This window comes from Hoyosella sp. YIM 151337, assembly GCF_026041215.1.
GTDB lineage: Bacteria > Actinomycetota > Actinomycetes > Mycobacteriales > Mycobacteriaceae > Hoyosella.
This window is the reverse complement of record NZ_JAPEIQ010000026.1, coordinates 175,068-198,344: the sequence shown is the minus strand read 5'-3', so window position 1 is coordinate 198,344 and position 23,277 is coordinate 175,068. Positions and strand designations below refer to the sequence as shown.

The following is a 23,277-nucleotide window of genomic DNA, read 5'->3' as shown; positions in this document are numbered from 1 at the left end:
ATCACGATGACAGCACTCGCCGTGGACGTCGGCACCTCGATGATCAAAACGGTGCTGTACGACGCAGAGGGAAATGAAGTCGTGGTCTCTCGGCAGGCCACCGAGGTCCAGCGCCCGCATGCGGGGTGGGCTGAGCAAGACATGGAGGCCGTGTGGAACGCCGTTGTCTTCACGATCCGCAGCGTGCTCCCGCGAGCCACAGAACCGGTCGACTTTGTGTCGATCACCGCGCAGGGTGACGGTTGCTGGCTTGTCGATGAGGCTGGGGCGCCGACTGGCCCGGCGATTCTGTGGTCGGACGGCCGTGCCGCGGAGATCGTCGATTCCTGGCGACATGACGGTCTGCTGGAGAAAGCGTTCCGGTTCAGTGGCTCGCTGACATTCCCAGGGCTCCCCAATGCGATTCTCACCTGGCTTGCGGAAAACGATCCGGAACGTCTCCAACGGTCCTCGACGGCACTGTATGCAGGCGGCTGGTTGTTTCTCCGCTGCACCGGAGAACGTGTCGCGGACGAGTCCGATGCGTCCGCGCCGTTCCTCGATCTCGCGTCCCGCGCCTACTCCCAGGAAATCCGGTCGTTGTTCGGGCTGGACTGGGCGCAGCACCTGCTGCCGGAGATTCGGGCTGACGGGGAGCGGGCAGGCAAGCTCACCCCGGCGGCGGCGGCTGAACTCGGCCTAACGGCGGGTCTGCCTGTTGTGCTCGCGCCCTACGACATTGTGTCAACGTCAATTGGGGTGGGCGCGACGTCACCCGGGCGGGCCTGCACGATTCTCGGCACCACAATCTGCACTGAGGTGGTGCGCGACACCGTCGACACTTCCGGGGAGCCAGCAGGACTTACCATCGCGTTCGGTTCGGATCGCGGCGTGCTGCGTGCCTTTCCGACGCTTGCCGGAGCGGAAGTGCTCGTGTGGGCGGCGAACCTGCTGGGCGTGCCGCACCCGCGCGATGTCATCACGCTCGCTGGCGAATCTAGGCCCGGCGCGCACGGTCTCGTCTTCCTGCCATACCTCTCTCCGGCCGGGGAGCGTGCCCCGTTCCTCGACACTCGCGCCCGCGGCACCTTCTGGGGCCTGAGTCTCGAACATCAACGCGCGGATTTCGCGCGGGCAGTTCTTGAAGGCCTGACCCTGGTGATCCGGGACTGCCTCGAAGCCTCTGGCGCGCACACTGAAGAGTTGCGAGTTTGCGGCGGTGGCGCGGCGAACACATTGTGGTGTCAGTTGATCGCCGACGTCGTGGGCGTCAGGGTGCTCCGATCTGCAGACAGTGAAGTCGGCGCGAAAGGGGCGTTTCTTTCTGGGCTGGTTGCGACCGGTCGTCAGCCCGATCTCGAAGCCGCTGTGACTCGGTACGTGCGCACGTGCGCGTCTTGTGATCCGGATCCTCACCTCGCGGCCATGTATACACGCCTGTACAGCGATTTCCGGCGTTTGCGGGATGTAGCGCGCGACGGCTGGACCATCCAGGCCGCACGGAAGGGAGAGTCCCATGTCTGACGAAGCGTGGCTCGGTATCGACGTTGGCACACAAAGTGTGCGGTGCGTCGCGGTGAACGCCGAGGGGCACATCGTCGGGAGCGGTTCGCAGCCGCTGACGAGTACTCGGGACGGGAATCGCCATGAACAAGAACCGAACTCGTGGTGGGAGGCGTTAGCGGGAGCATGCCGCGCGGCTCTCGCGACAGCTCGTGTCGAGGTGCGGGGCGTCGCATTGGATGCGACGTCCGGGACGATCGTTCTCACTGACCGGACTGGGAGGCCCCTCACTGCTGGCCTCATGTATGACGACACTCGCGGCGCAGAGGAAGTGCGCGCTGTGGAGACGGCGGGGCACGAACTCTGGCACACTCTCGGTTACCGGCCACAGGCGTCGTGGGCACTGCCGAAGCTGCTGTGGCTGCAGCGCAATGCCAGTTTCGGTGCGGGTGCGGTGCTGCGGCACCAAGCGGACTACCTCACCGGTCTGCTGGTCGGTGAACCGACAGCGGCAGATTCGAGCCACGCGCTGAAGACCGGATATGACCTCGATAACGAGAAGTGGCCCGTGGACGTGTTCGAGGCGCTAGGCATCCCCGCGGAGGTCCTGCCCGAAGTGGTGCGTCCCGGGACACACCTCGGCGTGGTGAGCACATCCGCGGCGGAATACACGGGAATTCCGGCGGGCACGCCCATCTGCGGCGGCATGACCGATGGTTGCGCGGCACTGCTCGGGTCGGGCACGCTGACCGCCGGGTCGTGGAACGCAGTGCTGGGTACGACCCTGGTTCTGAAGGGCGTTACATCGCAGCGGCTGCGCGATCCACTTGGTGTCGTGTACAGCCATCGCCTGCCTGACGGCAACTGGCTGCCGGGTGGTGCATCTAGTTCGGGTGCGGGTGTGCTCTCGGCGGAATTTCCACACGCCGACCTCGATGCGCTGAGCGCTCGCGCCGCACAGCGCAGAACCGTCGCGGTGACGTATCCGATTGTGTCGCAGGGGGAGAGGTTCCCGTTCGTTGCGCCTGAGGCGCAGCGATTTACCATCGGCGATGCTCGTGACGACGTCGGTTACTTTGCGTCGCTGCTGCGCGGCGTCGCATACGTCGAGAGGTTGTGTTTCGACTACCTTGACCTGCTCGGTGCGCCAGTCGGCGGCACGCTCAGCCTCACGGGTGGTGGTGCGCGCAGCAACTACTGGAATCAGCTTCGTTCGGATGTTTTGCAGCGCCGCGTCGTCGTCCCCGAGAATGCCGACGCTGCTGTGGGGATGGCAATACTTGCCCGCGCCGGGACGGGTTCACTTACTGAAGCCGTGCACGGTTTCCGCCGTCCCGCCCGGACTTTCGAGCCCAGCACCGCTGAGGCGGCATTCCACGACGACGGTTACGCGTCGCTGATCGCTGAGCTACACGCACGGGGCTGGCTGCCTGAATCGCTGGCTCGCCACGCTCAGGAAAGGAGCAACCGGTGACTGATCTGACGCTGGTGCGGCACGGAGAAACCGTGTGGCACGCGGACAACCGCTACACCGGAACCACTGACATCGAACTGACGGAGCGGGGCCGCCACCAGGCCGAGCAACTCGCCGCGTGGGCGAAACAAGCCCACCTCGACGCCATCTGGGTCTCCCCGATGGTCCGGGCACGCGACACCGCTGCCCCCAGCGAACGTGCAACGGGTCTCACTGCGTCCGTTGACGAACGCCTCACCGAACTCGACTTCGGGGACGGCGAGGGACTTACGAGCACCGAGATGCTCACGCGCTTCCGAGACTCGCGCCACGCATTCGAACGCGATCCGGTTGCCCACCATTTGCCCGGCGGGGAAGACCCGATCCGGGCTGCCGAGCGCGCCCTCGGCTGTCTGAGAGACATTGCCCGTAAACATCTTTCGGGACGTGTCTTGATAGTTGGGCATGGCACGGTGAAACGTCTGGTGCTGTGCTCACTGCTCGGCATCCCGCTGCGCCACTACCGCACCATGTTCCCGCTCATTCGTAACTGCGGTGTCACGACGATTCGCTGGGACGGCAACGGCCCGGCTGCGCTGATCGAATACAACACCCCCATTGACTTCCCCGCATACGATCCTGGAAAGGACACCACCCCATGACTGTCCGCATTCTCGCCGCAGGTGACAAATTCGTTCGTGCCGAATTGTTTTCGGCAGAATTGCGCCGTGAACTCGGTGACGGCATCGCGGTCCACTCGCTCGAACTGCCGTGGCCGGTCGAGCCTTTCGGGCGGATTGCTGAGGTAGACGAAGCATCCGGCAGCGAGGAACAGATGATCGAGGCCCTGCAGGGCGTGCGAATCTGTGTGACCCAGATGGCGCCGCTCAGCGAACGGATCCTGCAGGCATGCCCAGAACTCGAGCTCTTCGCGGTCGGCCGCGGCGGGCCCGTCAACGCGAACAGTGAAGCTGCCGCTCGTCACGGCGTGACAGTGACGTGCGCCCCGGGCCGTAACGCTGTCGCGACATCTGAGCACACCGTCGCGATGATGATGGCGGCTGCGCGCCGCATCCCGCACACTCACGCTGAGCTTAAAGGCGGGACCTGGCGGGGCGACTACTATCAGTACGACGAGGTGGGCATCGAAGTCGGTGCTGCGTGTGTCGGACTCGTCGGGTACGGCGCGATCGGGCGTCGCGTCGCGCGGATTCTGAAAGGATTCGGCGCCACCGTCCTGGTGTATGACCCCTATGTTTCGGCGGACAGCGTCACTGATGTCGATGAGCTCGTGGAACTGGATGAACTGCTGCGCCGCTCACAGATAGTGTCACTGCATGCTCGCCTGACGAAGGAAAACGCCGGCATGATCGGAGCGAAGGAGATCGCGGCGATGCCGCCGGGCAGCGTCATCGTCAACTGTGCACGGGGCGGGCTGCTGGACTATGGCGCGGTGTGCGATGCCCTGGATTCCGGGCATGTGTTCGCGGCGGCGCTCGACGTGTTCCCGGAGGAGCCGATTCCCGCGGGTTCACGACTGCTCACCACACCCGGCATTGTGATGACCCCGCACCTGGCGGGGGCGAGTAAGCAGACGGCACACAACGCCGCGAAGATCTGCGCTGCTGAAGTGGGCCGTTTCTTGCGCGGTGAGCCGCTAGAGCACGCGGTTACGCCCAAGGCTCGGGGATAAGCGGGCTCGTTCCGGTTTAGGATCAGAGCAGTCAACCGTCGACGGAGGCCTTCATGCACCGCGTGCTCGCCGCAAAAGACAACAGCGCATACGCGTCAATGCGCGGACAGCCAGTGTCCAGGGAAGAGCGGTATGCGCTGGGGAAGTCACTGCGCGAGAACGTCCCCCGCACGTCGTTTGCCGACTGGAAGAAGCCAGACAACCGTGCTGATCCGGTGGATCAGGTCAACCTTTCCCATCAAGGGCGGCTCGACTCGCTGATTCCGGTCCGCGTCGGCCGGATGATCGCGTCACCCTACGGATTTCTTCGCGGTACCGCGGGCCTCATGGCGGCGGACGTGACGACCCTTCCCTCTACCGGAATCATGCCGGTCATTTGCGGTGATTCGCATATGGGGAACTTCGGCTTCTACGCCTCGCCAGAGCGATCATTGGTATTCGATCTCAATGACTTTGACGAAGCTCACCCGGGCGGCTGGGAGTGGGATCTTCGCAGACTCGTTGCGAGCATCTGGGTGGCGGGCCGCCAGAACAGCGCGTCCGAGGAGCACTGTGGCAGCGCGGCGCGCTCCTGCGTAGCCGCCTATCGCGAACAGATCCGCCGGCTTGCCGACATGCCATTGCTCCAGCGCGCTTTCGAAGGGCTCGACGTTGAGCGTCTTCAGGAAAACGCGGGGAAGTCGGGGTTGAGCAAAATCATCGAACGGTCAGCGAAGCGCGCCCGTAAACGCACCAGCGACCGCGCTCTGCCCCGATTTACCGAGGAACGCGATGGCGAACGGCGCATAGTCGAGGAGCCGCCACTCATCACGAGTCTCTCGCCCGGCGAAGCGAGCCGCCTCACGGCTGCCCTCGACGATTACCTCGCATCGCTGCCCTCACAGTGGCGACGGGTGCTGGCTGGGTACACGGTGCGCGATGTCGCCCACAAAGTTGTCGGTGTGGGCAGCGTCGGCCTGCGAGCCTATGTTGTCTTCTGCGAAGGCAGCAGCCCAGACGATGTGTTGTTCCTGCAGTTGAAACAAGCGCGACGCTCGGTGATCGCCCGGTACGTGCACGGTGACTCTGCGTGGCACGCTCATCAGGGCCAGCGCGTCGTGGAGTATCAGCATGCGCTGCAGACGGCGAGTGATCCGCTGCTGGGCTGGACCTCTGTCGACGGCTTCCAGTTCTACGTCCGGCAGTTCCGGAATATGAAGGGCGCCATCGATATCGAGGGGATTGATGCGGAAGCGCTAGCGGATTATGCCCGCATTTGCGGGCATCTTCTCGCCAAAGGACATGCGCGCACGAGCGGTGCATCGATGATCGCGGGGTATGTCGGCAAGAGTGACAAGGTCGATGACGCGCTCACCACGTTCGCACGTGCCTATGCCGACCAGACCGAAGAAGATCACCAGGCACTCGTAGACGCTGTGAAATCCGGAAAGTTGCCTGTTGAGCGTTGAGTTCAGGCCTGCCAACTGCCCGGCTGATTGATGGGCTCCGAATTCCCGCCTATTGTCGGGGCCGGTCCTTAAGGAGGACCGGTTGCGAAATGTTGTGAGAGGGCGGGGAATGCGAACTTTGATCAGACTTGTCGTTGGGCTGCTTATACTCGCGGTAGTCGCAGTGGCGGCCGGCGAGGCGGGGGCACGTTACTTCGTCGGACGGGAAGTGACCGAGCCGCTGGCGGCAAACTGGCAGACCCCAGTTTCGTCGTCGTTCGGTACTCAGCTTTTGCTCCCGGCTCTGTTTGACGACCGGGTCGGCGAAATGTCGATCGAATCGGACACCATTCAAGCTGGCAGCCTGAGCGGGTCCTCCGTAACCGCCACGCTAGACAACGTCGACATCAAGGACCGCTCGAACCCCGTCGCGCAGCGGGTGAACGTCACCGTAAGCGTCAGCAACCGCACGATCTTCAACGCGATCGAGGCACAGGGCGGCGGCGGTGTCCAATTGCCGCTGGGGGTGGTGCTCACTATCGATGACGTGCGCGCCAGGCCCGATCGCGGCGCTCTGGAAGTGGTTCTCGGCGGCGGAGTCGCATCCGTCTTCGTGACGCCGCTCGTCGTCAACGGTGAGGTCGTCACCGAAACTGACGGGGGAGAAGTGCTTGGATTCGCGATTCCGGACGAGATCTTTTCCGCGGTCCGCGGCGGCACGCAGGAATCTGTCGCCGCACTGCCGAACGGGTTGCGGGCGGAAAGCGTCGAGGTGACCGAGAATGGGGTCGACGTGCACCTCGCGGGGGAATCGCTGCCACTGGGGGAGCTCAACGGGGCGCAATGAGGTTCTCCAGCGCATCGAGCGCTGGCCGCTGGCCTGCGACGAGCAGCCCCCGTGCTTCGCTCAACGGCACCCACTGCGCGTCATCAACCTCAGGGAATGCTTGACGGCGGCCCGAACGCGGAGGCCATTCAAGCTCAAACGTGTTGCTCGTGACCTTCGAGACGGTGAAGCTGGGCGCTTCGCCCGCGAACACGTGGACCACTTTGCCGGAGCTGTAGCGGAACGCCCCCAGCGCCTGAAACGCGGTGTCCGGGGGCACGGTTCCGATTTCCTCAGCGAACTCCCGGCGCGCGCACGCGAGCTTGTCTTCGCCCGGCGAGAACTCGCCTTTCGGTACCGTCCACGCACCGGCGGTTTTTCGCGCCCAGAATGGGCCGCCCATATGTGCGATGAAGACTTCGGGCTCGCTCTGGTTTGTCCGGTACAGCAGGATCCCCGCGCTTTCGGTCACGATCGGAGAATACGTGCCGTACGGTGTTGCTATTCGCACGGAGGTGCACGGAGTAAAATACGGGCCAGCCCAATGGGAGCGTTTCGGAAGGGAGCGCGGCCATGTCTGAGTTTCCGCCTTTAGGTCATGTGGCTCTCACCGTGAAGAGCTGTGACGTAAGCCGTCCCTGGTATGAAGCTTTGTTTGGCACGTCGCCCCTCATAGATGAGAACACTGGCCCCTGGTATCACGTGGTGTGGGCGTTGCCTGGCGGTGGCTTGCTCGGGATTCATGAGCATCCAGGGACGCCGAAAGACGATAGGTTCGACGAACTCCGCGTCGGTCTGGACCACGTGTCCTTCCACTGCGAGAGCCGGAGCGAACTCGAAGGGTGGAAGGTAAGGCTCGACGGAATGGGAGTCGAGAACGGTGGAGTTGTGGATGCCCCGTACGGCTCGGGCCTTTCTTTCCGAGACCCGGACGGAAACGCGCTCGAGTTTTTCGCGGCGCCGCAAACCTAGGTTCACTAATCTCGCCTGACCGCTGTGCTCTTGATCCCAGGATCATCGTCCTCAGCGCTGTGTCCGTCGTGTCGCGGGAGCGCCGCCGCAATGCGGTCGATCAAGCCATCTGGGTCGATCAGCCATTCAGGCAGCCACACACGAATCACGTGCGGCCATTCCATGATCGTGCTCAACAGCCTGGGTGCGCCGTCACGGTCGGCGACCGTGGGCCACCCTGCCCAGCGGGGACTGTCGAGGAGGACAGCGGCCTCCCAGCGAGGGGATCCCGCGCGCCGCACCGCCATATCCACTGTGAAGGTCGAGAGGCCGTGGTTATGGCAGACCTCGAGGCCGCGGTCCCGCAGGCGCGATGCGATCGCACGGCCCATCGTGGAGATATCGTCAGTCCCGCTGCTGTTGCCGTTGCTCGGTGGGGAGTCGCCGGATGCGTAGTCAAGATACGCGCGAAGGTGCTGCAATCCAACCGAATTTGTGCGGCGCAGGTCGATATCGCGAGCGCTGAAAGAACTGAAGAGCACTATTCTGCGCCGGGCACGTGTAATGGCGACATTGAGGCGGCGTTCACCGCCCGAGTGCGTGAGCGGCCCGAAATTCAATGGCAGCGTTCCAGTTTCGGGATCGCGGGAATAGCCGAGCGAAAACAAGATGATGTCGCGCTCGTCGCCCTGCACGTTCTCGAGGTTCTTCACGAAGAGCGATTCCCCGTCGGTGCGGGTGAGCGCTTGCTGAATATGTGGGTCGTCGCTGTCGTCGAGCAGGTTCAGTAGCAGATCGCGTTGCTGCACATTGAAAGTCACAACACCAATCGACTGGGGAGTGGCTGCCGCGAGCGCTGTGACTTCTGCGACGATCGCGTCAGCCTCGGCACGGTTGGTACGAGTGCCGCGCGCGCCGCGGTCAAAGGTACCGGCGACGCACCGGACCTCAAGGCCGGTGTCACGGCCACGACCAGGGGAAGGGAGCGATGCGAGGCGCCCGTCATAATAGTGGGCGTTCGAGAACGCGATGAGCGCTTCATCGGCGCTACGGTAGTGCCATGTGAGCCACTCCTGGTGCAGACCGGATTCCACACATTCGGCAAGAATGCTGTCCAGGTCCTCCGGCACCGGGGCGGTGACGTCGTCCGCATCAGCATCACTAGTGGTGCTCGCATGCATGACACTAGTCGGGGGCATTTGCCGCGAATCACCGACAACAACGACGGCGCTGCCCCGGCCCATCGCGCCGATCGCTTCCTGCACGCGAATCTGCGACGCCTCGTCGAACACGACGAGGTCGAATGTCACGGCAGCGGGGTCAACGAAGTTCGCCACGGATGCGGGGCTCATGAGGAAGCAGGGTGTGAGGCCCAGGATCTCGCTGGGGTACGTCGCGAGGAGTTCGCGAAACCGCAGGCCGCCACGTTTGCGCTGCAACTGCCGCACCAACCCCCCGCCCGAGTCGCGGCTGATGTGTGGCCGGTGCTGAATGACGTTCGCGCCGATCGTGTTCGGCAGACCGGCACGCAAGTCAGCTGCCAGGGAATGGTACGTTTCGATTTCGGCCGCGTGAGCGTGGTGATCGAAGAATTCGAGCCGTCCTGCGGCCGTGCGCTCCACAACAGCGGCGGCCGTGACACCGCGCAGGAACGCCAATTCGATCTCATGAGGCGCGAACCGGCCGCCGAGAAGATCTGTCGCAAACTCAGTTAGGCCGTTGCCGGCCAGAATGTCGGCGAGCGTGAGCAGCTGGCCCCAGCGCTGCAACGCGAGAACGCCGTGCTCGTGGAGGTCGCCGAGCCAGCACGCCCCGTCGCGGTCCCATGCGTCAGCCCAATGCGCATCGCCACGCCACGCTTTGACGCTCTCGTCATCGGTGTTCAGAAGGTCAATCCACTGTGTCCACGCGCGGCCGATCTGCTGAATCTGCGCGGCGAGCGTGCCCTTGCCGGTCGCGCGCAGCCATGACCATACGTCAGGCAGTTCCCGGTGCAGCACGGCTGAAGCTTCGGCACGACGCCGCGCCGCGTCGAGTTCGGTGACCGCGTTGGTGTTTGCGGGGAACCATCCGACCGGCACGTGCAGAGTGTGGTACGCGAGTTCCTGAGCGTCCTCGCGCGCACGGACCGCGGCGGCGATCGCACCAAGCACCGTCGATTCGTCGAGCTTATGGCCGCCGGGGACGTACAAATTGAGCCGCGCGGCGAGGTGGCGGCGGCGCCGCTTCTTGCCGATTATGCCCCGTGTAGCGTTTTCCGCCGCGGCAGCCAGTGCGTCGAAATCCGGATCCACAAAAAGTTGCTCCGAAAAGTACCGCAACGTGGGCGTGTGGCGACTGTGGAATTGTTCCACCGCTGTGATTGCTTCGGCTGGAATGGTGTGGTCCGGATCGGGAAGCAGTCCTGCGGCAGCGTATGTGGCGCATTCCGCACTGAGCGCCAGCTGCGTCGGGGACGTGACGCTACGGAGTGCCTGTGCGACGTCGGCCGGGAGATCATCGAAGATCCGCCGCGCCTCTTCAAGACTCGCTGCAGCATCGAGAAACCCTGAGACGTTTGAATTGGGGGTAAGCGTGCGGAGAGCACTGAGTCGCCAGCGGTGGTGGGGGCGCAGCTGTGCCGATTCAGCCGCCGGGCCCAGCGCAGCCACCGCGTCCTGCACGGTCCGTAGTTGCGTGGTGCTGAGCGAGAAGTAGCGCGCCGGTACGGTCGCGGTTGCACCGGTGCCGAGGCCGCTGCGCTGCTCGTACGCAGACCAGAGTGACAACTCCGCCGGGTTTCGGCCATGTACCCGCAGCGGGTAGGCGGAGAGGTTTGCGAGCCGAGCGCGATACTGGGCCTGTGTTGCGGCGAGACGACCTGTGTCTCCGGCAGGACGGTGGTTGAGCGCCGACTGCAGTTGTTCACGAATCGCAGGGAGTGATTGCTGTCGTCCGTGGAGGTCGAGGTAGAAATCGGCGAGGCCAGCGTCGTCGAGGCGTCGCTTCACAACGTCGAGGGCAGCTTGCTTCTCCGCCACGAAAAGAATGGTCTTGCCCTGCTGCATGGCGTGTGCGATCAGGTTCGCGATGGTCTGGGACTTTCCTGTACCGGGGGGTCCCTCCAGCACAAACGAACGGCCTCTGACAGCAAGCTCGATCGCGCGCATCTGGGAGCCGTCGGCTGGGATCGGCAGCTGCAGGGCGGATTCATTGACGGTGACGTCGGCGCCGGGCCCGGCAGGGTCGGAAAAGGACTCGCCTGGACGCTCGACAAGGTGGCGCACAACTGGGTTCCGCATGAACTGGCGCCAATTGTCCACGAGGTCGCGCCACATCTGGAACGTCGAAAACTGAAGGATCCGGATGCTCGCGGTTTCCTCGACCCGGAAACCGAGTTGATAGTGGACCAGTGCCTCCCGGATCGCGCGCAGTGATGCCGTGATATCGATACCGGCATCATCGGTGGGAGGATCGTCCAGTGCGCTAATCCGCACGTTGTGACGCACGCGAAGCCATTGCACGAGGCAATGGTTGGGAGCCGCGATCTCATCGCCATCCATCACGATGCTGTACGCGCGGTTACCGGCGCCGCCCTGAATGCGTATGGGAAGGAGAAAGAGTGGCGCGTGCGCGTCTCCGGTCGCGGTGGGATGCACAAGCGAGCCGAGAGTGAGATAGAGATAGTTCGCACCGGTTTCCTGTTGTGCCCGCTCGGATTCGTACCTGAGATATCGGATCCTGTTGCGGCAGGACGACTCCGGCAGCCGGAGACGCAGGGCGCGGTGGCGGCGCAATTCCTCCGCCCGGATCGCGGGTTCGACATCGTCGACAGTGCGTGCACCCGTCCGCTTTTGTGCTCGCGTCAGCTGATCGTGGGGGAGCAGGTCGAGGCGTTCGCCGTCGTGGACCACGTCATCTAACAGCGCCAGTAAGCCGTCGGGGATAGCGCAATCGACACCCCGCCAGGAAGGGAGCTTCAACAGCGGATTGCGCAAACTAAGGTCAAGCAGGGAGCGCCGCCACGCGAGTATCCGGTCCGGCGCATTGTCCTCGCTTGTCGCCCGCCGCTGCAGATTCTCGGTGTCCTCCGCTTCGCGGAGCACGGCTGCCAGATCAGTCGGAAGCGAAAGAAGACCGGCGGCATCACCCGTTGATTCGGTTGACGCTGCGGGAGTTAGATCGCTGTCCGTGCCGGGCAGCGGACGGATCCCCATGCGGTGCGCGTACGCCACGTCGACAAGCCCGCGGATCTGAAGCGGGTCATTGAGACGTTGCGCGGCGGCTTGGTGCGCAACGGCGAACGTCGCTGACGCGCCGCCCATCGTCACGCCTTTCAGGTCAACCGGAACGACGCGGCCAGCCTGGATCAGCGACATGATGCTGTTGGTGTCGGTTGTCGTGACGTCACTGAGTCGCTCGTCGTGGAGGTGAAATCCGCCGAAAGCTTCTCCGCCGGAGAAGAAGATCAGTGATCGCAGACCTGCCGAGTCGAGGCACGCGCTGTAGGTGACGACAAGATCGAGGCCGGTCCCGGTCCGCTCATCGAGAGCTTCAGGCGCCGTGCGTATCCGGTGTGCATTGTTGTCGAGCGGTGCAGACTGCTCGTAGCTCAACTGACTCATGCGGAGCGCTTCGTAGATCGCGGCGCCGATCAGGGCGGCCCGCCGCGGGCCTAATTGATAACCGTCGAGCGCTTCGGAGCCTGTCTCAGCGCGGAGTATGTTCGCTGCGCGGCGCAGCACCAACGCGACCGCGGCTGCTTTCGGATGCACGAACGCGCAGATTGCCTCGTACACACTGGGCGACGCGGTCCATTCGTTGCAGGCGAGGACGCACGAGTCAACAGTGATGTGCAACGTCTCCGCACCAGGCGCGGAGACCTCGGCAATGTAAGTGACAGGGAACGCCGCGCTGGCCCGCAGCACCTCGTCCGGCGCACGCAGCCGCAGATCGTGGACAGTGTCCCACGTCCTCGCTGAGCCCCGCGTCAGCACGGGCACTGTTTGCACCCACGGCCCCGTCAGCGTGCCGGACGGCCCGTGGATGCCCAGCGTGACCGTGACAGCGGAAAGCGGGGTATCGCCGACGTTCTCGATCCGGAGCATTTGCACGAGCGGAACACGGTTGTACACGAGCGCCGCGAAAATGGCAGGCGGAATCGAAAGCTCGGCGCGGAACGATGCGTTCTCAAACACCTGGGCTTCGAATCCGAATACCGCCATGCGTCCGCCTCCCTGACAGCGGGCGTATTGACTGGAACGTTAACAACTCGGTACCGCATGTTGGGTGCTTTGGCTGAAGGACGCGGTGGCCCGGGCGAAGGACGATTGTGCGACGGTGTTCAGGCCGTGTTCAACGTATGAACGTGGCCTCGTGTTAGCCGATGTTCGGGATACGCTGCAGCGCGAGGGCAATAGCGCCGAGAACCTGTGCCTGTGAACCCAGTTCGGAAGGGATTACTTTGAGCCGCCGTGCGGCGCTTGGGATGCCGGAACGCTGTACGACGCTGCGGATGGGTTCGAGGACGATTTCGCCCGCGCGGCCCAGGTCGCCGCCGATGAGGATGCGTTCGGGATTGAAGAGGTTACACAGGTTCGCGACGGCCGCTCCGACCTGTCTCCCGGTGTCAGTTAGCACGCGGGAACACGCCACGTCCCCTTCGCTCGCTTTGCGAATCACGTCGTCGATGGTGAGCGGTCCGCGGCTTGGTTCCAGCAGCCGGACAACCGCTTTCGACGCAACGATGGTTTCCAGGCAGCCGCGGTTGCCGCAACGGCATACGGCGCCGAACTCGTCCATGCTTGTGTGGCCGACCTCGCCAGCGGTGCCATCAGGACCGCGGAACAGTTCGCCGTTGATTATCAATCCGCAACCGACACCCTGCGAAAGCTTCAGGTATGCAACATTGTTGGCGCCGCGACCCGCGCCCCACGCATGCTCAGCCAGCGCCCCGAGATTCGCGTCATTGTCCACATAGACAGGCAGATCAAGCTCCGCGGACATCACTTGGTTCGCTGGGATTCCCACCCAGCCAGGGAGAATGGATGGTGCGCCGACGACCCCGGTGGTGCTGTCTATGGGCGCTGGCAGCCCCATTCCAGCCGCGAGGATCGCGCCCCGGTCATGGCCTGATTCGCGGACGGCCTTATCGAGGAGCGCAGCTGCAAAACTAATGCTGCTCTCCGCGGAGATATCCGTGTCGAGGGCTGCCTGCCGCGACGCAAGGATCTGGTGGGCCCGATCAGCGACGGCGACAGTTACATGCGTATGGCCGAAGTCGATGCCTGCGACGAGTCCAGCGGACGAGGACAAACGGAGTACCCGTCGGCGCCCAGTACCTTCAGAGGCTACGAGGACATTGTCACCAGTGAGTTCCTTAGCGATGTTCGACACGGTCGCCGGAGAAAGACCCGTCCGCCTTGAAATTTCAGCCTGGGTCAATTCGCCGGCCGACTGCAGGAGACTGAGGACCCTGCGCCGGTTTGCTTCGCGAAGCGAGCTCTGCGAACCAGGCCCCCCTGCGCCCATCGTGTCGTCCATGTATTCCTCGCGATTTCTCTCACCGAGTATTCGTGTGGCGTTACTTAGTATGTCAGGCTGTGTTTCCCATAGTCCGGGTAAGCCTCGCCGGTCTCTTCATGTTCACGAGATTGATTGTTTTTGTGACCGTTCTCGTGGATGTGTTCAAGTATTGACAATAGCTGTGCTCTCACTCACACTCAATCAGGGTTTGGGTGAGCGGTCACGTACGTCAGCGATGGGTTGGCGTGCCGCGACATCCGGCGTGAGGAGGCTGTTGTGTCAGTGACGCCGAGTAGGGATCCTGTGCGGGGGCAGCCGGGGGCTGGGGGGCCGGAGGGGCCACGGACTATCCGGACTGTGCTGGTCGCTGCGACGGCGGCTTTGGCTGGGTTTCTGTTTGGTTTTGACACAGCAGTGATTAACGGCGCTGTGCGGGCCATCGGGGAGCAGTTCGAGGCATCGGGCCTGGTGCTGGGGTTCTCGGTAGCGTCGGCGCTGATCGGCTGTGCGATTGGTGCGTGGAACGCGGGCCGGATCGCGGACCGGTATGGCCGGATCCGGGTGATGCTGATTGCGTCGGCGCTGTTTGTGATCAGCGCGCTGGGCTGCGGCCTGGCGTTTTCGCTGTATGACCTCGTGTTGTGGCGGGTGGTCGGTGGTCTCGGTGTGGGTGCCGCCTCAGTCATCGCGCCGGCGTATATCGCCGAAATCGCGCCCGCGCATCTGCGCGGCCGGCTCGGTTCGCTGCAGCAGATGGCGATCGTCGTCGGTATTTTCGTGGCACTACTGAGTAACTATTCGCTGGTCGCGTTCTCCGGGGGTGCGGCGAATGTCATGTTCGGGCTCGAAACGTGGCGATGGATGTTCCTCGCCGAACTCGTTCCTGCCCTGCTCTACGGGGCGCTCGCGCTGACCATTCCCGAATCACCACGGTTCCTGGTCGCGAAACAAGACTTCAAACAGGCAGCCGAGGTGCTGCGCAGGTTCGTCGGCGGTGACGTCAACGCCAAAATCGAGCAGATCCGCAAAACACTCGCAGGTAAACCCGAACGCCCGAGCCTGAAAGTGATCCGCGGGGCCGCGGTGGGCCTGGCCCCGATCGTGTGGGTCGGCATCTTCTTATCGGTGTTCCAGCAATTCACCGGCATCAACGTGATCTTCTACTACTCCACCGTGCTGTGGCAGGCCGTGGGCTTCACCGAACAACACGCGCTTGCGATCACCGTCATCACCTCGGTCACCAACATCGTCACCACCATCGGCGCGATCCTGCTCATCGACAAGATCGGCCGCAAACCCCTGCTGCTGATCGGCGCCACCGGACAGTTCGTCTGCCTCGGCACCCTCGCTGTGCTCTTCGGCATGGCACCGGTGGTCGATGGCGTGCCCGACCTCGGCGCCACCGCGCCCATAGCCCTGATCGCGGCCAACCTGTTCGTCGTGTTCTTCGGCATCTCCTGGGGCCCAGTCGTGTGGGTGATGCTCGGGGAAATGTTCGACAACAAAATCCGGGCCATGGCCATCTCCGTCGCAGCCGCCGCACAGTGGGCCGCCAACTTCATCATCTCGATGACCTTCCCCGCCCTCGCCGACATCGGACTCGCTGTCGCCTATGGCTTCTACACCCTCTGCGCATTCCTGGCCATCATTTTCGTCGTCAAATTCATCCGCGAAACCAAAGGCGTCGAACTCGAAGACATGGACAAACTGGAAGCAACCTACGCCCACGCCAAACCCTAAACACCCCACCCCACCCCACACCCACATCAGGCGGTTTAGCACAACGCTAAACCGCCTGATCCACTTCTACATAGGGTCTGCACTTGAGCTCCGCAGTGCGCGCAGCAGTGCGGTACTCGGATCGCCCGGCGTTCGTGAACCGGGTGTCTCCAGAATGAAGGGCACGCCCGCTAGTGCTTGATGTGCGAACAGTTCTTTGAACGCGCCCACCCCGACATGGCCTGCACCGATCTTCTCGTGGCGGTCGCGGCGAGCGCCACGGACATCCATCGAGTCGTTCGCGTGCACCAGGCGCAGGCGGTCAGGACCGCCGATCTCAACGATGCGGTCAAGCGCCCGAGTAGTGCCGCCGGGCTCGTCGAGTGGCTCACCGGCAGCAAAGAAATGACAGGTATCGAAGCAGATACCGGCGCGCGGATGGAAGTTGAGTGCCTCAAGATACGGTGCGAGTTCCTCCACACGGGAGCAGAGGCTTTGCCCTTGCCCTGCGGTCGGTTCGAGAAGCAGCCACGGGCTGTTGTCGTCAAGCACGTCGAGCATTGGCAACAGCGCCTTGCGGACCTGACGCAACGCCGCGTCATACAAGCCCGGCTGTACCGACGAGCCTGTGTGCACGACCACCCCTTCCGCGCCGATCTGGGCAGCTCGTTTTAGATTGTGCGCAACGAGGGCCACCGAGTTCTGATAGCAGACGGGATCCGGTGAACCCAGATTCACCAGGTATGGCGTGTGAATGAACACCCGCATCTGTGCTTCGGCACACAACTCGCGGAAGCGTCTGTCGTCCCGGGGATCGCCGGCGGAAAGTGCCCAGCCGCGTGGGTTGCCACAGAAGACCTGAATGGTCTCAGCCCCCACCTTGCAGGCATTCTGGTACGCGCCCTCAGCCAGGCCTTTTCCAGTGAGGACGTGCGTGCCAATCGGATTGCGGACGCGTTCGGTGAGTGTGGGCATGGTGAGTCCAGCATGCCGCAACGTCAGCGCGCAGGCACAACCGCTGGCAGCATCTCAGGTGCCAGTTCGTCACGCAGCTGCTCATCACAGGATTGCGTGCGGAGGACAGTTTCTCGGATGAACCCGATCGCGACGAGGCTTATCAGCGCCAGGATCGCAGCGATGAAGAATATTTTGGCAGTGCCGTCTCCGTACGCGCCGCGCACTACCTCCGCGATGGGCGGGGGCAACTCGTTCAGATTTCCGATAGTGGCGTCCGCGCCGACGGGGACGTTCACACCGACTGCACGCAGGCCCGAGTTGGTAAAACTGGTGACCTGGGTGGAGAGTACCGCGCCGAGGACTGACACTCCTGCCGCGCCGCCGAGTGACCGGAAGAACGTGACGGTAGCGCTCGCCGTACCGAGTTCGCGGGGGTTGACGGAGTTCTGGACGGCGAGGACGAGGTTCTGCATCGTCATTCCCATGCCCACCCCGAGCACGAACAGATACACACCGACGGCACGCATGTCGGTCGCGTGGTCGAGTGTCGCGAGCAGTGCGAACCCGGCGGTCATCAGCGCCGCGCCAGCGACGAGGTAGCGCTTCCACCGTCCGAAACGTGTGATGAGCTGGCCAGAGATCGTCGCGGACAGCATCGCGCCGGCCATCATCGGGAGGGTGAGGAGGCCAGCGGCGGTGGGTGAGTAGCCGCGGGCGATCTGGAAGTACTGGCCAAGAAAGACCGAACCGCCAAAGAGTGCGACACCCACCGCGATGCTGGCAATCGTCGCGAGCGTGATTGTGCGGTCACGGAAGAGGTGGAGGGGAATGATCGGATCGGGGCTCTTTAGCTCCACAAGGAGCGCGATGACGAGCAGCACCGTCCCTGCTGCGACGAGACCATACGACGTCACCGATGACCATGCGAACTGCTTACCGGCCAGCGTCACCCAGATGAGAAGCGCTGAGACTCCGGCGGTGATGAGGGCGGCTCCAAGGTAGTCGATGTGGCCGTGAAGTTGCCGGATGACGGGAAGGTTGAGTGTGCGCTGCACGACGATCAACGCGACCAGTGCGAGCGGCACCCCGATGAAGAACGTCCAGCGCCAGCCCAGCCACGAGGTGTCGACGATGATGCCGCCGATGAGCGGCCCTGCGATCGTGGCAACGGACATCACGATCGCCATGGGTCCCTGGTAGCGGCCGCGTTCGCGCGGGCTGAACATCGCAGCGATAACGATGATGGCAAGCGCCTGGATGCCGCCAAGGCCGAGGCCCTGCACCGCCCGTGCCCCGATGAGTTCGGGTACGTTCTGCGCCAAGCCGGCGAGCACCGAACCCACGGTGAAGATGACAAGAGAAAGCTGCACGAGCAGCTTCTTGCTCATCCGGTCCGCGAGCTTCCCCCAGATGGGTGTCGTCGCCGTGGACGCGAGGAGAGTGGCTACAACGATCCAGGTGTACTGGTCCTGGCTGCCGTGCAGGTCACGAATGATCGTGGGCAGCGCGTTGGAAACGATTGTGGACGAGAGGAACGCGACAAACATGCCAAGCAGGATCGCGGCGAGTGCTTCGTGGCGCTGACGCAGTGTCATGGGTTCCACGGGGATTGCCGCGTGCGCGGCCGGTGAGGGCGTAATCGGGGCCATTCGTGTCCTTAAAGCAGATGAACCTAAAAGGTTGCAACTATCAACTATCTGCAATTAAGGATATCTCTAAAGTTGCAATATGCAACTAGTTTGAGCGTGGCATTAGTCACCCAGCGAACGCCGCAGCAGCGCCGTCAGCGTGCGGATATCTGACTCGTCCCACGTCGCGAACTTCGCTCGCCAGCGTTCCGCATTGCGTTCGCGCTGCCGGTCGATAAGGGTGCGTCCCTGGGCTGTTAACGCGACGAGCCGGGCCCGCGAATCGTTCGGGTCGGGTGTGCGTTCGGCTAGACCCAGGCGCTCGAGCGCCGCGAGCTGCCGCGACAAGGTGGACTTTTCCGCCCCCATCTCACAGAGCAACTCAGACGTCGGGACCGCGTCGGCCGCGTGCAACAAGTTCATCAGTTGGTAGCCAGGAGGCTCAAGCCGGGGGTGTACCTCGCGGGCACTTCGGCGCATTTCCGCGCGGCCCTGTCGCCAGAAGCGCACGAACTCCTGGCCCAGTTCTGCTATCGCGTCATCGTCGTGATGTGCTTGCACCGCAGCGGAGCCTCCTTGGGTCGATGCGCACCTCTTGCGAGTAACCAGATTAGCGCCGCCAACGATTGTGTAGCGGGGCGCGCTTCAGTGCTTGGCGAGATGCTCTGCAACAGCCACCGCGGTCGCTTTCATGCCCGCGGCGTTCGGGTGAAATGGGGGATAGCGTAGGAGGTCTGTGAGATTCGCCGGCATACCCGTTACCCACGGCTCGTCAGTGCCAAGCGCGTGGGCCGCACTGAGAGCACTCATTGGCACAAGCGTAGCCCCGGTCAGTGTTGCGGCATCGTGAAACGCGCGACTCAGGCAGTCCGCGTAGAAGCGAACGTCCCCAAGCTGTGCCGCGGACAGCGGGACATCGAGAGTCCCTCTGAGTTTCAGAACCAGCGAGAGTCAAGTACTCGACCAGCACCACCTCCGCGCGGGGGGCCGCCTCCCGGACCGTGTCGACGATACAGGCGAGTGACTCGGAGACGCGCGCGACGTCAGCTTCGGACGGGCGGGACGCGTCGAGCGTCTCCAGATAGTGCGCGATCGGGCGGACCAGTGGGTTCGTCAGGCGGCCCGCGCAGGCCAGCCTGATCATGGAGCCGATGTAGCCAAGGTCGTTCCCGCCAGCGGTGAGGGTGACGAGATCAGCGTCGGCGGGGAAGTGCTCGATCTGCGGCGGGTGGGTACGAAGCCCCGTCCGCTGACGCTGGTGCAAGATATGGCCGGTTGTCGCTCCGGCGACAGAGCGATCCGTGAGCCGAGCTCGGAGGAGATCCGCCAAGATCGACGGGTAATTGAGCCGCGAACGCTTGGCAGCCTTATCCGCATACGGCTGAATACCGAGGCCGGAGGCGAAGCTGCTCCCAAGCGCGACGATGTGGCGGTATGAGGTCGGCATGATGACAACCGTACTGTTCGCAGCTGTCAGATTTCGCTGGACCGGTCAGCGCTCTCGATCAACTCGAGAGCGGCACGAACGGTTTGGGCGCGCAGTTGGTCGCGGGGGATGTGGGTGAGCAACGTTGCGCACCGGCTGAGTCCATTCACCGCCATTAGTGCGCGAATTCGCTGATCCGCAGTGGCGTCCTCGCCAACGAGACGCTCCTGAGCCTGAGCGGCCATGCTCGTGACCCAGCCGTGCGCGTCGGCAACAGCAAGCCCGGTCGGGTCGGTCGTCAGTGCGGTGAAGATGCGCCGGTTTCGGTAGTTCACGTCGAAAAACTCCGCGAGAAACGTGCCGCGGTCGAAGCTCTCGGCCGCGGCACGCCGGAAGAAGCCGTCAACGTCCTCAATCGCTGGTTCAACGAGGCTTCGGATGAGGTCTTCCTTTGTGCGGTGGTAGTGGTAGACCGCAGCTTTTGTCAGCCCCAGCTCGTCCGCAATGTCCTGCATCGTTGTCGCAGCGAAGCCCTTTCGTGTGAAGAGTTCGAGAGCGACGTCAACGATGCGGTCGCGGGTGTCCGTAGTGCGACCGTCGCGGCGGTCAGGTCGAGTCGACATCAATGCCTCTTTAGTCATTAACCTACGCGAAGGTTGCTTACCGTCGCGAAGGTAAACTACCATATTCGGTACCGACGCCGATGCAATTGGAGGCCGTCATGTCCTACTCGGATACGCGAACGCGGGACAAGCGATTCGGAGATGTGGCAACAGCAGTTCTGTTCCTTGCGGCACTGGTCGCGGCGTTCACATTCGCAGTGTCACCGCTAGTTGGATTCGTGCACGTGACGGGGTTCGCTGTAGGCCTTGCGCGGTGGCTGGGGCGTCCTGCGCGCGCTGCTTTTTCGGATATCAAGGTTCCCTACCTTGTCGCGCTCGGTGCGTTCGCGGTGCACCGGATCGATGAGGAAGTGTCGGACTTCGTCCCGGCTATCGAGGAAGTGGCGGGCCGTGAAGCCGTGGACGTTCTTTCAATCGGATCGCTGATACTGGTAGTTCTGTCTCTGGCGTGGATGCTGAGTCCGCTCTTGCTGCGTTACGGGCACCCGCTGGGTCAGTTCGGGGCGTGGAGCGTGTTTGCTGGATTCGGCGTTATTGAGCTGTGGCACTTCGTATTTCCATTGCTCACGCCGGAACCTTACGGCTACTTCCCGGGGATGATTACCGCGCCGATAATCGCCGCAGCTGGCTGGTGGGGTATGTGGAAGATGTGGCAGGTGACTAAGCGCCCTGCAGGCAAGCTCGATCGCTGACTGCTGCCGTCATGGCCCGCTCAGCCAGTCAACGGATATAGTTAGTGTGTAAATTACTTTCGGAGGAGCGTGGATGTCGTCGGCAGAGACGCAGGAACTCGATTTCTGGTCGTACATCGCGCTGGCGAAGCGGCGGCTCGGGGAGGAGTTCGGCTTCGGGCATCCGCAGGCCACTGAATTGCTGATGACGCTTAATCGTGCGTCAAGTGTGGTGACATATGACCTCGAATCGGTGATTCACCGCCCGCGCGGCCGATCGTGGGCGGCTTTCCGGTTGATGCTCACTATCTGGATCGTCGGCCCGGCGGAACCGCGGCGCGTGGCGGCATTGTCGGGCATGACCAGGGCTGCTGTCTCGAATCTGGTGAAGATGCTCGTCGGGGAAGGTGTGGTGCATCGTTCGCGCGGAGACAGTGACGGACGATCCGCGCTCCTTTCGCTGACGGTGGCGGGCGAACAAGAAATGCGCGAGGTATTCGCCGAACATAACCAGCGTGAAGCTGCCTGGGCGGCAGCGCTGACTGAGGTCGAACAGCAGCTTCTGCTGATGCTTCTCAATAAGCTGATCGCGGGCAGCCACGACTTCGGTGCGCGCGGCAAAAGCTAGCATCTCACCGTTTCCAATGGTTCATGCATGAGCTAACCTGGGATGTAGATAATTCATGAGTGAACTAATTGGTCCGCTGAGGAGGCGGTCATGGCGTTCTATCGCTCAGTCGGGACAGTTCCGCCGAAGCGCCATACACAGCATCGGAATGAGGAGGGCCATCTCTACTACGAGGAGCTGATGGGTGAGGAGGGCTTCTCTTCGGATTCTTCGCTGCTGTACCACCGCAGTATTCCGTCTGCGATCAGTGACGCCACCGAGTGGGAACTGCCAAGCCAGGTCACACAACCGAACCACCCCTTGAAGCTGCGTCACCTCAAGCTTCACGACCTGTTCCTCGCGGATGTCTGGGGGAGCACCGACGTAGTTACGGGCCGCCGGCTCATCCTGGGCAATGCGGACGTGCGCATCTCATACGCCGTATCGACGACGCCTTCGCCGCTATATCGCAACGTCGTCGGTGATGAAATCGTGTACGTCGAATCCGGCAGCGCCACAGTCGAAACCGTCTTCGGAAAGCTTGCCGCCAAGCCTGGTGATTATGTCCTGCTTCCCATGGCGACCACACATCGCTGGGTCCCGGGAGGTGATGAGCCGCTGCGGGCCTACACAATCGAAGCGAACAGCCACATCGTGCCGCCCAAACGCTACCTTTCGCGGTTCGGCCAGTTCCTCGAACACTCGCCATACTGCGAACGCGACCTGCACGCGCCCTCCGAGCCACTGCTCGTTGATGAAACTGACGTCGAGGTGCTGATTAAGCATCGCACCACAAAAGGCATCGTTGGTACCCGCTATGTGGTGCCGCACCATCCGTTTGACGTCGTCGGATGGGACGGATGCCTCTACCCCTACACGTTCAGCATCCACGACTTCGAGCCCCTCACCGGCCGCATCCACCAACCCCCACCGGTGCATCAGGTGTTCGCGGGCCACAACTTCGTGATCTGCAACTTCGTGCCCCGCAAGGTCGACTATCACCCGCAGTCGATCCCGGTGCCGTACTACCACTCGAACGTGGACTCCGACGAGGTCATGTTTTACTGCGGCGGTGACTACGAAGCGCGCAAGGGGTCGGGGATCTCCCAGGGCTCGATCTCGGTGCATCCGGGCGGGCACGCCCACGGCCCTCAGCCTGGCGCGGTCGAGCGCAGCATCGGTGTCGAATACTTCGACGAACTCGCCGTCATGGTGGACACGTTCCGCCCACTCGAACTCGGTGAAGGCGGGCTCGCATGCGAAGACCCCGAGTACGCCTGGAGCTGGGGAAGAGGACTCGGCACGTGACA

General features: G+C 63.2%; 20 protein-coding genes. 11 read left to right on the top strand and 9 right to left on the bottom strand.

Annotated features, from left to right (window positions below; all coding sequences use genetic code 11):
* Positions 1–6 precede the first annotated feature (6 nt).
* The 6 genes from ONR57_RS13450 (at position 7) to ONR57_RS13425 (ending at position 6,902) form a co-directional block, all read left to right on the top strand.
* Entirely contained in the window at positions 7–1,503 is a 1,497-nt protein-coding gene (locus ONR57_RS13450; RefSeq protein ID WP_265124017.1) for an FGGY-family carbohydrate kinase, read from the top strand.
* On the top strand, positions 1,496–2,956 hold the full coding sequence (locus tag ONR57_RS13445; protein ID WP_265124016.1) for an FGGY-family carbohydrate kinase: 1,461 nt from the start codon (positions 1,496–1,498) through the stop codon (positions 2,954–2,956). Before ONR57_RS13450 ends, ONR57_RS13445 begins: the two co-directional genes overlap by 8 nt.
* Complete coding sequence (locus tag ONR57_RS13440) at positions 2,953–3,597, top strand: histidine phosphatase family protein (RefSeq protein ID WP_265124015.1); 645 nt, start codon at positions 2,953–2,955, stop codon at positions 3,595–3,597. The genes ONR57_RS13445 and ONR57_RS13440 overlap by 4 nt, the downstream gene beginning before the upstream one ends.
* On the top strand, positions 3,594–4,628 hold the full coding sequence (locus ONR57_RS13435; RefSeq protein ID WP_265124014.1) for a 2-hydroxyacid dehydrogenase: 1,035 nt from the start codon (positions 3,594–3,596) through the stop codon (positions 4,626–4,628). The genes ONR57_RS13440 and ONR57_RS13435 overlap by 4 nt, the downstream gene beginning before the upstream one ends.
* Positions 4,629–4,681: 53 nt before the next feature.
* Positions 4,682–6,076 (top strand): DUF2252 domain-containing protein, encoded by a 1,395-nt coding sequence (locus ONR57_RS13430; RefSeq protein ID WP_265124013.1) that lies wholly within the window; start codon positions 4,682–4,684, stop codon positions 6,074–6,076.
* Between the two features lie 109 nt (positions 6,077–6,185).
* A complete protein-coding gene (locus tag ONR57_RS13425) occupies positions 6,186–6,902 on the top strand; it encodes an LmeA family phospholipid-binding protein (protein WP_265124012.1) in 717 nt (238 codons plus the stop codon).
* Here ONR57_RS13425 and ONR57_RS13420 read toward each other — a convergent pair.
* Positions 6,886–7,356 carry an NUDIX domain-containing protein gene (locus ONR57_RS13420; protein ID WP_265124130.1) on the bottom strand — a complete coding sequence of 157 codons (471 nt, stop codon included), beginning with the start codon at positions 7,354–7,356 and terminating at the stop codon, positions 6,886–6,888. The two genes, ONR57_RS13425 and ONR57_RS13420, sit on opposite strands and share 17 nt — an antisense overlap.
* Positions 7,357–7,454: 98 nt before the next feature.
* Between ONR57_RS13420 and ONR57_RS13415 the strand changes: the two genes are divergently transcribed.
* On the top strand, positions 7,455–7,853 hold the full coding sequence (locus tag ONR57_RS13415; protein ID WP_265124011.1) for a VOC family protein: 399 nt from the start codon (positions 7,455–7,457) through the stop codon (positions 7,851–7,853).
* 5 nt (positions 7,854–7,858) lie between these two features.
* Here ONR57_RS13415 and ONR57_RS13410 read toward each other — a convergent pair whose 3' ends face one another.
* The gene (locus tag ONR57_RS13410; protein WP_265124010.1) at positions 7,859–13,036 is read right to left on the bottom strand and encodes a DUF4011 domain-containing protein; all 5,178 of its coding nucleotides are present in this window, start codon (positions 13,034–13,036) and stop codon (positions 7,859–7,861) included.
* Between the two features lie 154 nt (positions 13,037–13,190).
* On the bottom strand, positions 13,191–14,354 hold the full coding sequence (locus tag ONR57_RS13405) for an ROK family transcriptional regulator (RefSeq protein WP_265124009.1): 1,164 nt from the start codon (positions 14,352–14,354) through the stop codon (positions 13,191–13,193).
* Between the two features lie 258 nt (positions 14,355–14,612).
* On the opposite strand from ONR57_RS13405, the gene ONR57_RS13400 reads away from it, so the two are divergent.
* Positions 14,613–16,076: a sugar porter family MFS transporter gene (locus ONR57_RS13400; protein WP_374116441.1), complete on the top strand. Its 1,464-nt coding sequence runs from the start codon at positions 14,613–14,615 to the stop codon at positions 16,074–16,076.
* 66 nt (positions 16,077–16,142) lie between these two features.
* Here the strand turns inward: ONR57_RS13400 and ONR57_RS13395 are convergent, their stop codons facing one another.
* The 6 genes from ONR57_RS13395 to ONR57_RS13370 all read right to left on the bottom strand — a co-directional run bounded on the left by ONR57_RS13395 (position 16,143) and on the right by ONR57_RS13370 (position 20,689).
* Positions 16,143–17,030, bottom strand: coding sequence for a deoxyribonuclease IV (locus ONR57_RS13395; RefSeq protein WP_265124008.1), 888 nt, complete (start codon positions 17,028–17,030; stop codon positions 16,143–16,145).
* A gap of 23 nt (positions 17,031–17,053) precedes the next feature.
* The gene (locus ONR57_RS13390; protein ID WP_265124007.1) at positions 17,054–18,661 is read right to left on the bottom strand and encodes an MDR family MFS transporter; all 1,608 of its coding nucleotides are present in this window, start codon (positions 18,659–18,661) and stop codon (positions 17,054–17,056) included.
* 102 nt (positions 18,662–18,763) lie between these two features.
* Positions 18,764–19,201, bottom strand: coding sequence for a MarR family transcriptional regulator (locus ONR57_RS13385; RefSeq protein ID WP_265124006.1), 438 nt, complete (start codon positions 19,199–19,201; stop codon positions 18,764–18,766).
* A gap of 84 nt (positions 19,202–19,285) precedes the next feature.
* Positions 19,286–19,450, bottom strand: coding sequence for a hypothetical protein (locus ONR57_RS13380; protein ID WP_265124005.1), 165 nt, complete (start codon positions 19,448–19,450; stop codon positions 19,286–19,288).
* Complete coding sequence (locus tag ONR57_RS13375; protein ID WP_265124004.1) at positions 19,413–20,087, bottom strand: GDSL-type esterase/lipase family protein; 675 nt, start codon at positions 20,085–20,087, stop codon at positions 19,413–19,415. Before ONR57_RS13375 ends, ONR57_RS13380 begins: the two co-directional genes overlap by 38 nt.
* 26 nt (positions 20,088–20,113) lie before the next feature.
* Positions 20,114–20,689 (bottom strand): TetR/AcrR family transcriptional regulator, encoded by a 576-nt coding sequence (locus ONR57_RS13370; protein WP_265124003.1) that lies wholly within the window; start codon positions 20,687–20,689, stop codon positions 20,114–20,116.
* Positions 20,690–20,787: 98 nt separating this feature from the next.
* Here ONR57_RS13370 and ONR57_RS13365 point away from each other — a divergent pair, with 98 nt between their 5' ends.
* The 3 genes from ONR57_RS13365 to ONR57_RS13355 all read left to right on the top strand — a co-directional run bounded on the left by ONR57_RS13365 (position 20,788) and on the right by ONR57_RS13355 (position 23,275).
* Positions 20,788–21,381 (top strand): hypothetical protein, encoded by a 594-nt coding sequence (locus ONR57_RS13365; RefSeq protein ID WP_265124002.1) that lies wholly within the window; start codon positions 20,788–20,790, stop codon positions 21,379–21,381.
* 73 nt (positions 21,382–21,454) lie between these two features.
* Entirely contained in the window at positions 21,455–21,988 is a 534-nt protein-coding gene (locus ONR57_RS13360) for a MarR family winged helix-turn-helix transcriptional regulator (RefSeq protein ID WP_265124001.1), read from the top strand.
* 90 nt (positions 21,989–22,078) lie between these two features.
* Positions 22,079–23,275 (top strand): homogentisate 1,2-dioxygenase, encoded by a 1,197-nt coding sequence (locus tag ONR57_RS13355; protein WP_265124000.1) that lies wholly within the window; start codon positions 22,079–22,081, stop codon positions 23,273–23,275.
* The last annotated feature ends 2 nt before the right edge of the window (positions 23,276–23,277 follow it).